General features: G+C 68.9%; 14 protein-coding genes and 2 pseudogenes. 9 read left to right on the top strand and 7 right to left on the bottom strand.

What is annotated here, in order from left to right; genetic code table 11:
* The first annotated feature begins 246 nt into the window (after positions 1–246).
* Positions 247–555 (top strand): hypothetical protein, encoded by a 309-nt coding sequence (locus ACIOHP_RS45805; protein WP_401897159.1) that lies wholly within the window; start codon positions 247–249, stop codon positions 553–555.
* Between the two features lie 603 nt (positions 556–1,158).
* On the opposite strand, the gene ACIOHP_RS45800 is transcribed toward ACIOHP_RS45805, so the two are convergent.
* Together ACIOHP_RS45800 and ACIOHP_RS45795 are read right to left on the bottom strand one after the other, a co-directional pair.
* Positions 1,159–1,575 (bottom strand): hypothetical protein, encoded by a 417-nt coding sequence (locus ACIOHP_RS45800; protein WP_401897158.1) that lies wholly within the window; start codon positions 1,573–1,575, stop codon positions 1,159–1,161.
* Positions 1,576–1,887: 312 nt separating this feature from the next.
* Positions 1,888–2,202: pseudogene (locus ACIOHP_RS45795) on the bottom strand (IS5/IS1182 family transposase); the annotation flags it as partial.
* 162 nt (positions 2,203–2,364) lie between these two features.
* On the opposite strand from ACIOHP_RS45795, the gene ACIOHP_RS45790 reads away from it, so the two are divergent.
* Positions 2,365–2,592: a transposase gene (locus ACIOHP_RS45790; protein WP_401897156.1), complete on the top strand. Its 228-nt coding sequence runs from the start codon at positions 2,365–2,367 to the stop codon at positions 2,590–2,592.
* A 119-nt stretch (positions 2,593–2,711) separates the two neighbouring features.
* Here ACIOHP_RS45790 and ACIOHP_RS45785 read toward each other — a convergent pair.
* A pseudogene (locus tag ACIOHP_RS45785) lies at positions 2,712–3,019 on the bottom strand (GlcNAc-PI de-N-acetylase); the annotation flags it as partial.
* A gap of 224 nt (positions 3,020–3,243) precedes the next feature.
* Positions 3,244–4,683, bottom strand: coding sequence for an amino acid permease (locus tag ACIOHP_RS45780; RefSeq protein WP_401897155.1), 1,440 nt, complete (start codon positions 4,681–4,683; stop codon positions 3,244–3,246).
* Between the two features lie 240 nt (positions 4,684–4,923).
* On the opposite strand from ACIOHP_RS45780, the gene ACIOHP_RS45775 reads away from it, so the two are divergent.
* Positions 4,924–5,658, top strand: coding sequence for a FadR/GntR family transcriptional regulator (locus ACIOHP_RS45775; RefSeq protein ID WP_401897152.1), 735 nt, complete (start codon positions 4,924–4,926; stop codon positions 5,656–5,658).
* 50 nt (positions 5,659–5,708) lie between these two features.
* Positions 5,709–7,181, top strand: coding sequence for an APC family permease (locus tag ACIOHP_RS45770; RefSeq protein WP_401897151.1), 1,473 nt, complete (start codon positions 5,709–5,711; stop codon positions 7,179–7,181).
* Between the two features lie 13 nt (positions 7,182–7,194).
* On the opposite strand, the gene ACIOHP_RS45765 is transcribed toward ACIOHP_RS45770, so the two are convergent.
* Positions 7,195–7,728, bottom strand: coding sequence for a cupin (locus ACIOHP_RS45765; protein ID WP_401897149.1), 534 nt, complete (start codon positions 7,726–7,728; stop codon positions 7,195–7,197).
* Positions 7,729–8,051: 323 nt separating this feature from the next.
* Positions 8,052–8,255, bottom strand: coding sequence for a hypothetical protein (locus ACIOHP_RS45760; RefSeq protein ID WP_401897146.1), 204 nt, complete (start codon positions 8,253–8,255; stop codon positions 8,052–8,054).
* A gap of 553 nt (positions 8,256–8,808) precedes the next feature.
* On the opposite strand from ACIOHP_RS45760, the gene ACIOHP_RS45755 reads away from it, so the two are divergent.
* Genes ACIOHP_RS45755 through ACIOHP_RS45735 form a run of 5 tightly spaced genes read left to right on the top strand, consistent with a single transcriptional unit; the run spans position 8,809 to position 12,334 of the window.
* Entirely contained in the window at positions 8,809–9,588 is a 780-nt protein-coding gene (locus ACIOHP_RS45755; protein WP_401897143.1) for an MEDS domain-containing protein, read from the top strand.
* The gene (locus ACIOHP_RS45750) at positions 9,585–10,544 is read left to right on the top strand and encodes an anti-sigma factor RsbA family regulatory protein (protein ID WP_401897141.1); all 960 of its coding nucleotides are present in this window, start codon (positions 9,585–9,587) and stop codon (positions 10,542–10,544) included. The genes ACIOHP_RS45755 and ACIOHP_RS45750 overlap by 4 nt, the downstream gene beginning before the upstream one ends.
* A gap of 40 nt (positions 10,545–10,584) precedes the next feature.
* Positions 10,585–11,076 carry an IS3 family transposase gene (locus ACIOHP_RS45745; RefSeq protein ID WP_401897138.1) on the top strand — a complete coding sequence of 164 codons (492 nt, stop codon included), beginning with the start codon at positions 10,585–10,587 and terminating at the stop codon, positions 11,074–11,076.
* Positions 10,995–11,711 carry a transposase gene (locus tag ACIOHP_RS45740; RefSeq protein WP_401897137.1) on the top strand — a complete coding sequence of 239 codons (717 nt, stop codon included), beginning with the start codon at positions 10,995–10,997 and terminating at the stop codon, positions 11,709–11,711. The genes ACIOHP_RS45745 and ACIOHP_RS45740 overlap by 82 nt, the downstream gene beginning before the upstream one ends.
* Entirely contained in the window at positions 11,690–12,334 is a 645-nt protein-coding gene (locus ACIOHP_RS45735) for a GAP family protein (protein WP_361558822.1), read from the top strand. The genes ACIOHP_RS45740 and ACIOHP_RS45735 overlap by 22 nt, the downstream gene beginning before the upstream one ends.
* Here ACIOHP_RS45735 and ACIOHP_RS45730 read toward each other — a convergent pair.
* Positions 12,316–12,675 (bottom strand): DUF1214 domain-containing protein, encoded by a 360-nt coding sequence (locus ACIOHP_RS45730; RefSeq protein WP_401897135.1) that lies wholly within the window; start codon positions 12,673–12,675, stop codon positions 12,316–12,318. The two genes, ACIOHP_RS45735 and ACIOHP_RS45730, sit on opposite strands and share 19 nt — an antisense overlap.
* Between the last annotated feature and the right edge of the window lie 278 nt (positions 12,676–12,953).

Genomic DNA, 12,953 nt, shown 5'->3' with positions numbered 1-12,953 from the left:
GCGGGCCTGGCCTGTGAATGCCGGTGGGTTTAATGACGCTCGGGTGTGCGGATACTGCGCGCGGGCTGTTGTGGCCCACAGACTCCGGCTGCAGGACACACAGAACCTCTGAGCGGCGCCGCTCGGTGTGGTGGCCCCGTGCGGGTGAACTCGCGGCCTCTCTGGGCGGGTCCACGCCTATGGCATCACCGGCCCGGGCAGCATGCCGGACGGCCCTGCACCATCGACCCGGAAGACGGAGTCCAAGTGAGCGACGAGATCCACATCATCCCAGCGGAAGGCCAGTCGGCAGAGGAGGTCGCGGAGGTATTCACGAAAGCTGCCGAAGCTCAGGGGCTGGACGCGGACGCGATCGGACTGGACGGGAATGAAGTGATCGTGCCGCAGGAAGTCGCCGCGAGCCTGCAGACGAACCTGCGCAGTTTCCCGCCGGTGAACCAGAGCTACACGCTGCTAGAGCCGGTGAAGCTGTACGAGCCGGGCACTACAGCGGCGGAAGGGGACTTGAATGGGGTTCTGGAGGGTTTTGCTTTGGTCGTGAACCAGAGCGCGTAGTCCAACACCAGGACACTGCGGCAGGTGGAAAGCACGGGCGGCTGGCAGGCCAGTCGCAGCGCGCCACCAGGCGGCAAGCGTCGGTGTCGGTGGTGCTGCGCGGCGCGGTCTCGGAGGTGGTCGCCTACCCGAGGGTCGACCTGGTGACGGGCCAGACCGGCACCGCGATCAGGCTGCCCCGCAGGTCGGGCCAGACCTGTCCCATCTGTTGGCCGAGCTGATCGAGAACGGATGCCGCTTCTCCGCCCCCGAAACGCGCGTGATGGTCCGGGCTCAGCCGGTTCCGGTGGGGCTGGCCATCGAAGTGGAGCCGCGCCCTGCGCCTCGCCCATCACCCGCCGGTGGGTCAAAAGCGACCGCCTCAACGCAGCCGACTACCTCTGGGCCTTCTCCGCCATCACCGCCTCGCTCGGCGCCAAGACCTACTACCGGCGACGGCGCGACGACGACGGAGCCTGGCACGCCGCCGCACAGCGCAACCCCTTAACCGCATGCTCGGCCAGCTCTACCGCTGCCTCCAGCACCACACTCTGTTCGACGAACACACCGCCTTCCCGACCGCTCTCGCCGCGCCTGAGGTGGCCGCTCAGTTCGCCTCGCTGGCTAGATCGGAGGCCGCACCCACGAAGCAAAGCGCTGACCAGGGGCTGCGTCGTCCCGCCAGTACCTCAGCACGGTCTCGTGCACGACCTCGACCCGCTCTGCGGCGATGAGGCAGGAGACGGGCTCCCGACCGCCCGCGTCCGCTTCGAACGCGACGAGAACCGGCGGTTCCTCACCAAGCTGACGAGCGATTCGCATCAGCTCCTCGTTCGTCGGCATGCGGAATACCGGATCGTGAAACGTCGCCGGACAACTGACGAAGGCGGGATCGCCGAAAACCAGCTCCAAGCCATGGTGGTAGGTGAGGTCATGTCCGGCCGCCAGACGGAACTGACCAGCGTTCCAGGCGATGACGTCCCAGTCCCACCAGGACCCCTCGGGGAGTTGGATGCCAACTTGCTGGTGTTCCCTGTCCACCCTCAGCCCCTCAGTGCGTTCGAATAGATCGACAGGCTACATAAGGAATCACGGCTCCGAACTTGACTTCTTAGTGGACGTTAAAGGCGTTCACGATGGCCTGGTAAGCGGTGTTCGCCTCGGGAGGTTCGGGTTCGTCTTGGGGCGGTGCGAGTTCTGCGATGACCTTTCGAGTGGTGGCCAGGTCAACGCGTCGCGCGTCGGTCTCGGTCAGGGTGGCGGTCAAGTGCGCGTTCTGGTCACGTAGTTCACCGGCCCGAATGGCGGTCTCTTCGTGCTGGGCCTGGAGGCCGACCAGGAGCTCGGTGATGTTCAGGCGGCCAACTCGAGGGCGTCGCGCCACGCCGGACTCGGTGTGGTGAGACGGCGGGCCATGTTCGCAATGGAGGCCCAGTAGACATGCGAGGTGGAGGTGTCGGGGCGGTGGTCGTACTCGCGGGCCAGGCGGCGGTGCAGCATCAACGTTCCGTTGACCTGCTCCACTATCCACCGCTTGGGCTGCGGGACAAAGCCTTTGCCCTGGTCTTCGGGGTTGCGGCGGACGACTTCGACGTCGATGTCCAACAACGCGCCATGGATGAGGACTTCGTCCTTGAAGTCCTGGTCCACCAAGGCCTTCTCCAGCCGGTTTGAGCTGACCCGGATTTTTATAGCGGCCCTGAAGCCAGGCATGATCGCCTCGGCGGATGGAAGAACAAAGGTCCGATGCCTGCACCACGGAAGTACGCCGACGAACTGTGTGAGTGAGCGATCCGCGAGGTTCAAACCTCGGGTCGTCCGGTCGCGCACGTGGCCCGGGATCTGGGCATCCACAAGGAAGCCCTGCGGCAATGGATCCGTCAGGCCGAGGCCGACCAGGGCGGCCGGCCCGACTTGCTCAGCACGGCCGAGAAGAGTGAACTCGCCCAACTCCGCAAGGAAAAAGCCGAGTTGAGGCGGGCGAACGAGATCCTGAAAGCCGCCTCGGTGTTTTTCGCGAAGGAGCTCGACCAGCCCCGCACGAGGCCGACGCGGTGATCAACCACCTTCGCGACGACGTCGGGGTCGAGCCGGTCTGCCGGGAGCTGGGCCTTTCGGTCTCGGCATACAACGCCCGCCGCAGGCGGCCGAAGTCCGCCCGGCGCCTGGGCGACGAATAGGAAGAAGACGTTCTCGCCCTGGCTGGCGTGCGCGGCCAGCGCGTCGAACTTCTCACCACCGAACGCCGTGGTGTCCACCCAGGTGGTGATCTCCTCGTCGGGAAGGCCGATCTCGGCCAGCGCGCGGCCTCGGCGGGATCCGGCTCCTGTCAGTCCGCCCCCGACTCGCGCATCGCCTCCCCGAATCGCTGCATCATCGAGCGGGGCATCGTGGTCCAGTACACCTTCGGTGTCAGCCCGGTCATCTCCAGCGCCGCCATCGTGATGCGGCGGGCCTGGATGTGGTCGGGATGGCCGTAGAAGCCGCCTGCGCCGGCCGGACTACACCGGCAACCAGCTCTCCATGACGCTCGGCAACATGCACCTCGATACAGCTTGCGGCCTGCTGTTCCAGGACGCAGCCGCTCGGCGCGTTCGGCCGGCACCGCCCTCCGCAGAAGCGACGCCTCGGTGGTGGCATGGGCTGGGGAGGCTCATGCCACCACCGAGGGGGATCGGGGCGGAAGCGGTGCTTCGTCCTGCTAGGGCGCTAGGACACCTTGGCGCGGTCCGAGGTGAGCGTCCCCTTCCGGGCGGCCCGGCGCTGGCGCACCACGGCGAAGACCACCACGCCCACGGCCACCAGGGTGGACAGGACGACCTGGTCGCGGCCGCCGCCGTCGGCCGTGTCGGTGAGCATGTAGCCCAGGACGAAGGTGATGAGCGCGATGGTGGCCCAGGTCAGGTAGGGGTAGAGCCACATCCGGACGACCAGCTTCTCCGGGGACTCCTGCTGGATGATCTTGCGCATCCGCAGCTGGGAGAAGCAGATCACCAGCCAGACGAACAGGGCGATCGCGCCGGAGGCGTTGAGCAGGAACTGGAAGACGGTGTCCGGCCACAGGTAGTTGAACGCGACCGCGACGAAGCCGAAGACCACCGAGGCGAGGATGGCCGAGCGCGGGACGCCTCGGTCCGTGGTCCGGCCGAACGCGGCCGGGGCGTCGCTGCGGCGGCCGAGGGAGAAGGCCATGCGCGAGGCCGTGTACAGACCGGAGTTGAGACAGGACAGCACCGAGGTCAGCACGATGGCGTTCATGATCTGGGCGGCGTGCGGGATGCCGACGGAGCTGAGGGCGGCGACGTACGAGCCGTCCTTGAGGATCGCCGGGTCGTCCCAGCGCACCAGCGCGACCACGATCAGGATCGAGCCCAGGTAGAACACCGCGATCCGCCAGATCACGCTGTTGGTGGCCTTGGTGACGGCGGCCCGGGGGTTCGCCGTCTCGCCCGCCGCCAGCGTGACGATCTCACTGCCCATGAAGGAGAAGACGACCATCAGGACGCCGGTGAGGATCGCCCCTGGACCGTTGGGCAGGAATCCGCCGTGCGCGGTGAGGTTGGTGAAGCCGGACGCCGGGTGGTCCGAGCCGGGCAGCACGCCGAAGATGGCGAGTCCGCCGATCACGATGAACGCGGCGATCGCGACGACCTTGATGCCGGCGAACCAGAACTCGAACTCGCCGTAGGAGCTGACCGAGGCCAGGTTGGTGGCGGTGAGGACGATCATGACGATCAGGGCCCAGCCCCACTGCGGGACGGCCGGTATCCAGCCGGCCAGGATCTTGGCCCCGGCGGTCGCCTCGACGGCGAGCACCACGACCCAGAAGAACCAGTACAGCCAGCCGATCGTGAACCCGGCCCACCGGCCCAGCGCACGGTCGGCGTAGGCGGAGAACGAGCCGGACGTGGGGTTGGCAGCGGCCATCTCGCCGAGCATGCGCATCACGAGGACGACCAGGACGCCGACGAGGGCGTACGAGATCAGGATGCCGGGGCCGGCGGCGGCGATGCCGGAACCGGAGCCGACGAACAGGCCGGCGCCGATGACACCGCCGATCGCGATCATCGACAGATGGCGGTTCTTGAGCCCGGCCTGGAGGCCGGACTCGGGTTCGGTGGGAGGGCTTTTGGGGACGGTAGCGGTCATCTCGACATCCATGGGAGGGAGGGCGGACCAGGGAGTCTGGAAATTAGTTCAGTACGATCTAAAAGAACAAGACTTGTTTAACTGTTCACCTTGCTCTATTTTTCGAGCAGCGCGCACGGCGCCTTCCGGTCCCCTGGGGAGCCCCCATGCACCACACTGCGGCATGCCCGCGAGAACCCTCCGTGCGGATGTCGTCGCCGTGGGCCCTACCCGCGCTCGGCTGGCCGTTAGGGTGGCGTCGTGGTGAATGCAGCGGGCAAGTTCGGTCCCTACAACCAGCCGGTGCCCGCGCGGTCCGCGCCGGCCGGCGGGGCGTGGGACACCCGCGTCCTGGCAGGCCGGGGCCCCACGGGAGCGGAGCTCGTCCGGTCCAGGATCGCTCTGCGGGTCCGCCTGAGGTCCGCGGCGCCGGGAGACCGGCTACCGGACGCGGGCGTCCTCGCCGAGGAACTGGGGATCAGTGAAATCACCGTGCGCCGCGCGCTGGAGGCCATGTGCCAGGACGGCCTGCTCGACCGCCGTCGGGGCCGGGCGGGCGGCACCTTCGTCGCCGCCGACTGGGAGGCGGTCGTCGCCGTGCTGCACGACGCCGACGAGGCGGCCGCGTTGGAATCCTTCCATCTGCTCCTCGAATGCGGTCTCGTGGCCCACAGCACCGGAGAGGTCCCGGACGGGCGGCTCGACGGACTGCGGGCACTGGTCGAGGAGATGGACCTGGTCGAGGATCCGGCCCGGCTGGTGGAGCTGGAGACCCGCTTCCACCTCGGCCTCGCGGAGGCCCTCGGCGGCGCCGGGATCCGTGAGTTCGCCGCCGACCTGCTGGGACGGCAGTGCCTGCTGGGGCCCACGCCGGACCCCACGGTCGTACGAGCGCGCAACCGCTGCCACGCCGACCTGCTCGACGAACTCACCCGAGGCGCGATGGACCCGGCGGTACACGCGGTGAAGGCACACCGCCAAGCCGGCCTGAACTGATCCCTCCTCCCCCTCCCCCGTGTCGCCACCCCGCAGAAGGAGCTGTCGCCATGCCGGACCCCGGAGCCGTCGGCCCGTCGTCGACGTCGGGCCCCGTCGCCGGCGCGCCCCAGCGGCTGCGCGGCGGCGTCCTCGGCATGGCGGACATCGCCGCCGCCACAATGGCCAACGTCGGCCCGGCAATGAGCTTCTTCTTCGGCTTCGCCTTCCTGGCCACCACCGCGGGGGTCGCATCACCGCTGACCATCCTGGCGTCGGGGGTCGCGGTCGCGCTGCTCGGCAACACACTGGCCGAGTTCTCCCGGGCGCACCCCTCGGCGGGCAGCTTCACCACCTTCGTCGGCAAGACCTTCGGACCGGTCAGCGCGGTGACCACGGCCCTGCTGGCCGGACTCGGCTACATCATCGCGATGGCCTCGGTGATCGCGATCTCGGGCGGCTTCGTCCAGATCACCCTGTACCACTACACGGGCGTGGACCTGCCGTGGATCATCTGGACGCTGCTGCTGACCGGGCTGTCGGTGGTCCTGATGCTGCGCGGGATCGTGGTCTCCACCAAGTGGGCCGGCTACTTCTTCGGCGTGGAGATGCTGGTGCTCGTCGTGGTGTCGGTCGCCACGCTCATCGAGCACCGCGGCGACCTCTCCGTCACCCCGTTCCAGCCCGACCACCTCACCCACGGCCTCAAAGGGCTGGCGGCCGGCTTCCCGCTCGCGGTGTACCTGTTCATCGGCTGGGAGAACTCGGCCGCACTCGCCGAGGAGACGGAGAACCCACGGCGCAACGTCGGCCGCGCCGTGTTCTCGTCGGTGGCGATCATGACGGTCAGCTACATCCTCTTCTCCTACGCCACGGTGACCGGCTTCGGCTACGACGTGGAGCGGCTCGGCGCCTCCCCGATCCCCTTCATCGACGTCGCCCACCACACGCTCGGCGCGCTGGCGATCCTCGCCTACGTCGGCGGCCTGACCTCCACCCTGGGCGTACTGATCGCGGGCATCAACTCCCAGGCCCGCCTGGTGTTCAACGCCGGACGCGAGGGACTGCTGCCGTCCTTCTTCGGCTACGTCCACCCCATCCGCCGTACGCCGAACAACGCGATCGTCACCTTCGCCGTCACCGCGCTGCTGATCATCGCAGGCTGGGGCCTGGGCCATCTGCTCGGGTCCGAGGGCGGTTCGATGAACCCGGTGGTCTTCTTCACGGAGTCGTCGAGCCTGGGCGCCATTCTGATCCTGCTGGTCTATCTCGCGTCCAACATCGCGCTGCCGCTGTACTACCGCAGATACCGCCCCCAGGAGTTCCGGACCGTCCGCCACCTCGTACTGCCCGCGATCGGCGCCCTCGCCATCCTGGTCCCGCTCTACTACCTCGCCAAGCCCGGCCAGCCCGCCCCGTACAGCTGGTTCCCGTACGCGGCCCTGGCCACCCTGCTCGCAGCCGTCGGCTACGCAACCCTCCTGGTCCGCCGCGACCCCGGCCTGGCCGAGCGGGTGGGCTCGGTCATCGCCGACGCGGAATAAGCCGGACGGGCGGTCACTGCTGGCCGGACCGGAGCACGTACAGCCCCGGCAGGTTGACGACCACAGCCTCCTGCGTACTGCGGGCGATCACGACAACGGCCACTTCGTCCGGGTCCGGGATCTCCTCACGGTGCGGCACGAAAGGCGGTACGAAGACGTAGTCGCCCGGCCCGGTGCACAACCGCACTGCTTCGGGCCCCGCCCCGCGCTCAGCGAGATCGGGACCGGGATCAGCGAGGAAGACGAACTCTGGGTGGCCGCTCACGACGTAGATGGTGGTCTCGGAGTCACCGTGGTGATGGTCGGCCGAGACGGTCGCGGGCGCGACTGCGGTCTGCCCCATCCACATCCCCTCCGAACCCACCCTGACACCGCCGATCGCGGCGAAGCGACGCATACCGTCGGTCTGCGCGGTGCCGCCGTCCAGGTCATCGGCACGGACGTGATGCACCCGCGTGCGCGCCTCGGACAGCGGACCGCTCGGACCACCGGTCAGGTCCGGGTGGAAGCCGTCAGGCGGAGGCGGCGACAAAGACTGCGAGGTCATCGGGATCATCCCGTGAGGCCGGGAGCGGAACTTGCGGAGAGGACGTGCTCGGGACCAAGTTCGCGCCCTTCGGACGCCTGCCGGGGTCGACGGACGGACAGGGCCCTGGGGCGGCGAACCATGACATCGCCGGTACCCCAGTCCCATTAATCCAGCTCGATCTCATCCCCGGCATCGATCAACTGCCAGCCGACCCATTCCGCCCACACACGATCCGCACCAGCATGACTGACGAACCACCGCAGATCCGACGTACCGTCAGACGCCCCCGCACCCGCCATCCGTCGTCCCCCGAACCGTGCCGCCATACGCCACCAACCAGGCTATGACCAGCGGCCCTTGACCCACCCCACGGTCACCAGCATCCGTACCGGACTGTCAGGCAGGGCCCTGGGGCCCGCGTCGCACGCCGTCGACGCGGACCCGCTGTGTTGCTCCGCCACTCCGGTCGGGGCGGCTTGCTCCCTCAGGCTGCGGCCCCACAGCGTGACCACGGCCGTCTCGTGCTCGTTGGGCTTTCCGGTCAAGGAAGTGCACCGTGGGACCCCGGCCTGTCATGGCAACGGCCGGGGTCTCGTGCCGCCGTGAATATCAGGACAGAAAATTCGGACCGCTGCGCGGGCAAGCAGCGGCCGGGGCCACGGCCAGTTCCCCGAGGACACACTCGCGCTGGCGTTGGCCGGGCTCCATGGGTGCTCCCTGTACCTGGCCGGCCTCGGACACCTTGCGCCCGAGGCCTTCGCCGGACCTCAGTGGTGGATGTCCTCGTAGCCGGAGGCGACAGCCAGTGCGACGCCGTTGAGGTCACCGCGGGCTGTCTCCGTCCGCGCCCAGTCGTAGGAGCCGCGGATGATGTGCGTCATCGCCCGGACGTGCGAGGCGAGAGCCGCTTGCTCGGCGCCGTCGAGGCCTGACCGCTCATCCCCGACACCATCGAGGGGGCCGTCGACGACGCCAGCCCACGGGCGCCATGCATGCGTACCTGCCAGTGCCTGCGCGCGCCCCGTCCCGAGTCCAGCTGCCCGGAGCCTGTAAGGGGTGTGCCAGTAGGGTGAGACGCACCAGAGCGAGGGAGGATGGGTGAGAGCGGCGCGCACACTGGCCACGCTCGACGAGGCCGGTATCGGTGATCACGTCTGCCAGCTGATGGCGCCGGCGGACGATGTCATGGACCGCAGCCGGGCCTTCGTCGCGGACGGGGCTCTGTTCGGCGACAAGGTGATGATCGTCGGGCGGGCCGTGGAGGCGGCCGGCGAGTTCGCCCAGACGGTGCTGGACCCCGCCCGGCTGGAGGGCTCACTGATCGGTGCGGTGCGTCGCGAGGCGGAGAGCGCCGGGCGGGAGGGGTACCGGTCGTTGCGCGTGCTGAACCACGTGACTCCTGGTGCGTGGCCCGAGGGCCCTGAGGCGTTGCTGCGCAGCGAGCTGGACCTGGAGGAGTTCGCCGCCGACAGTGGCACCTTGGTGGTCTGCGCGTACCGCGGTGCCGAGTGGGACGCCTCTACATTGGAAGAAGTCAGGTGTGTGCACCCCCACTACGTGGGCAGCCGTCCGGCACCGCCATTCACGGTGTACCGGACGGGGAAGGAAGGCTGGACGGTGAACGGGGTCATCGACGCCGAAGGCGCCGACGCTTTCGGCGCGGTCCTGCGCACCCTGCTTGCGCAGAGCGCGACCGTGCGCCTGCTCTGTCACGGTCTGGAGTTCTTGGACGCGGCCACCATGAATACCCTGGCCGAGGCCTCCCGGCATCTTCCCGACCGCAAGGTCGTCCTGGAAGGCACGAACGAAACGGTGCGGCTGGCGTGGGAACTGTCCGGCTTCGCCGTCCCCTCGATTCCGGTGGTGATGGCGCCGTGACCTCCCCTTCGCGCTCCGACTCTCCCCCGTCGGCGCAAGCCGGGTACCGGCATGAGCTGTACCCGTACGCGGGCCGCGACGAGTTCCTGCAGGGCACCGTCGACTTCATCCAGGAAGCCCTCGCCGAAGGGGAGGCCGTTGTCGTGGCCGTCCCCGAGGCCAAGGCATCCCTGCTGCGCTCCGAGGTCCCCGAGGACGGCGCGGTGCGCTACGTCGACACCAGCGCCGTGGCGCACCACCCTGGTCGGCTCATCGGAGCCTGGCAGGAATGGATCAATGAGCACGCCGCAGGAGGGCGGCCCGTGCGCGGGATCGGCGAATCTCCCTGGGAGGAAGTACGCAGCCACGCGCAGGCGGAACAGCTGCGCTATCACGAATGGCTGCTCAACAGGGCATTCGCCGACGGCCCTGCCTGGTGGCTGCTGTGCCCCTATGACACCGCCGGCGAGAACACCGCCCTGGAGCAGCTCGCCCGCTGCCACCCCCAGATCCGCTCGGGCGGCCGCAACACACCGTGCACGGACTACGACCCGCAGGCTCCGTTCGACTTCGCCCCGCTGAACCAGCCGTGCGACCCCTACGAGGAGTTCATCTACGCCACCGGTGACCTGCCCGCCCTGCGGGAGAAGATCTCGGCCTGCGCCGAACAACTCGGACTGGGCGGCCGCCGACTGCGCGAGCTGCACCTGGCCGCCACCGAGATCGCCGCCAACAGCATCCGCCACGGCGGCGGACACGGCACACTGCGCACCTGGAGCGAGGACCAACGGCTGGTGTGCGAGTTCCGCGACGCCGGCTACATCGCAGATCCCCTGGTGGGACGGCACAGACCAAGCAGCACCCAGGTCGGCGGGCGGGGGCTGTGGCTCGCCCACCAGCTCTGCGACCTCGTCGAAATCCACTCCGCCCCCGCCACCGGTACCACGATCCGCCTCCACACCGAACTCACCGACTGACCCAGAGCCCGCGGCAGCCTGGACCCAAAGGCCCGGGAGCGTGTCGAGGAGCAGCTGGGGCGGGCCGAGGGCGGGGTCCACTTCAGCGCTGCACGTCGCTGAATCCGGGTACTACGCCTGGCACAACCGTCCGCCCTCGAACCGCCTGGTCAAGCACGCCTGGCTGACCGAGGCCATCGTGGGCATCCACACCGCATTCCGCGGCACCTACGGCTCCCGCCGGGTGCACGCCGAGCTCGGTCTGGGCCTGCGTATCCATGTCAGCCACGGCACCGTGGAACTGCTGATGCAGCGCGCGCCGGCCTGCACGGCCTGCCCGGCAACCGGCGCCCCCGCGCCAAGCACGTCACCCCATCCGTCGCCGACCTCGTGGAGCGGAACTTCACCCGCCACGCCCGGGACCAGTTATGGGTCACCGACAGCACCGAACACCCCACCTTCGAGGGCAAGGTGTACTGCACGGTCGTCCTGGACACGTTCTCGCGACGCGTTGTGGGCTGGTCGATCGACGCCTCGCCCACCGCGGCGCTGACCACAAACGCCCTGGCCATGGCCAGGGCCATCGGCAACCGTTCCCCACGCCCGGGCGACGCCATCATCCCCTCCGCTCACGGAGTGCAGTTCGGGTCCTGGGCGTTCACCCAGCGCGCGAGGGCCTCCGGCCTGCTGCCCTCGATGGGCTCCATCAGGGACTGCGTGGACAACGCGATGATGGAATCCTTCTGGGCCCGCGTCCAGGTCGAACTCCTCAACCGCAGACGGTGGCGGACCCGGCTGGAGCTCAAACCAAGCAACTCGACTCCACCCAACTCGGGAGAGTCCGGGGACTCCACGAATCCCAGTACAGCTCAGTTTCGAAAGCGGCTCAGGCTGCAGGCCCGCGCAAAGGCGGTTCGGGCTGTGAAGAGATGCCTGGTGGCGCCCCGGATCGCGTCTCAGTGGCCGCGTCGGAGCCGAGGCGGACGTGAGCCGGCGATACCTTTCCCAAACGCCCGGCAGGGCCTCGTGGGCGTGTCCTGCTTGACCCGCCAGGCCGCCGCCTGCACAGTCGGGATGCGGCGCCGTTGCAGCGCCGCATCCCTCTGCCGGTCGGTCCCTAGTCCATGGGTGGCGGGCGGCCCTGACGCCCAGGAGAGACTGATCCGATGGTCCTCGACCTGGTGGTGATCGGTACGGCCATCACTCTGGGGCCCTTGCACAACAGCGCCTTCATCCTGCTGCTCTCCTCGCGGCGCGGTGTCCGTCAGGGGCTGGCGTTCCTGTTGTCGTGGCTGGCCAACCTGATCGCCGTGATTGCCGTCGTGGTGTTGCTGACCGGCGGTCAGCCCCCGGCCCGTCACAGTGTGCCCTCGACCGGCGCGATCGCCGCGAAACTCGCCATCGGTCTGGCCCTGGTGCTGTACGGCGAGCACCGGCGGCGCCGACCGCCCCGCCCCCACGGCCCACCGCGCTGGGCCACCCGGATCGACAACGCCTCCTGGGTTACGGCAGCCGGTCTGGCCTGGCTGCTGCAGCCCTGGGGCCTGGTCGGCGCCGGTGCTGCGACGGCCCTTCAGGCGAACCTTTCCACCGACGGCGACTGGGTCGCGCTGACCGGCTACTGCCTCTTGGCCACCCTCAGCCTCATCGTCATGGAGATGTACGCGGTCTGGGCGCCTGCGGCCGCGGAAGCCAGGCTGAACGCCCTGAGGAACTGGCTGGGCCAACATCAGGAGCAGCTGATCGTCACGCTCTCCCTCCTCGCCGGCCTGTGGCTGACGGCCGCGAGCATCTACGAGCTGGTCACCTGACGCAGGCGGCCCCAGCTACGATCACCCCCCTCGTCGGACTCGAGTGATCGACGAGGAACCCTTCGGGGAGGCACCAGGGCCGGCAGGATTCGGCTGGTGCGTTGCAGCGTCGGCAGGGTCCAGTCGCCGGTGAGGGCAGGCCGCTGGGGCCAGTACAGGCGCAGGAAGACGTTGAATCTGCCCGCGGGGGCGGGCAGCCAGTTGCGCTCGCGGTCTGGCCCCGGGTTCTCGCGCTGGACGTAGATGTCCAGGGAGCCGTCGGGGTGGGTGCGCATGCCGCTGCGGCCGCCTGCGGTGTTCGGCTGGATGCTCGCCCTGATCGGGGCCGGATGGCTTGTCACTGCAACCCCGCACGTGGATCCGAACGGATCCGACGCGGCTCGTGCCCGCGCCGTCGACCGGCTCATACAGGCTCAGACCCTCAGCGCCGCCCAGTGGACGGCGCGTCCGGATGCTCCGCACCCAACACCCGACGCCGTGTCTCCAAGGTCTTCTCGGGCCGGGCTCGGCCCCGAAACGGAGGATCACTTCCCTCTTCCGTTGTGTCCGCGGGAAGCGAACTCCCGTACCCAGCAATAGCCATCTTTGGCCATAGCCAGTGGGTTATCGTTCCGCCGGT

It is taken from the genome of Streptomyces sp. NPDC087859, assembly GCF_044742595.1.
GTDB lineage: Bacteria > Actinomycetota > Actinomycetes > Streptomycetales > Streptomycetaceae > Streptomyces > Streptomyces canus_F.
This window is presented reverse-complemented; position numbering and strand designations above follow the sequence as displayed.

Coding starts and splice junctions, on each gene's coding strand:
- ACIOHP_RS45765 (WP_401897149.1), bottom strand. CDS start 7,728: ATGACCTCGCAGTCTTTGTCGCCGCCTCCGCCTGACGGCTTCCACCCG.
- ACIOHP_RS45770 (WP_401897151.1), top strand. CDS start 5,709: ATGCCGGACCCCGGAGCCGTCGGCCCGTCGTCGACGTCGGGCCCCGTC.
- ACIOHP_RS45735 (WP_361558822.1), top strand. CDS start 11,690: ATGGTCCTCGACCTGGTGGTGATCGGTACGGCCATCACTCTGGGGCCC.
- ACIOHP_RS45780 (WP_401897155.1), bottom strand. CDS start 4,683: ATGACCGCTACCGTCCCCAAAAGCCCTCCCACCGAACCCGAGTCCGGC.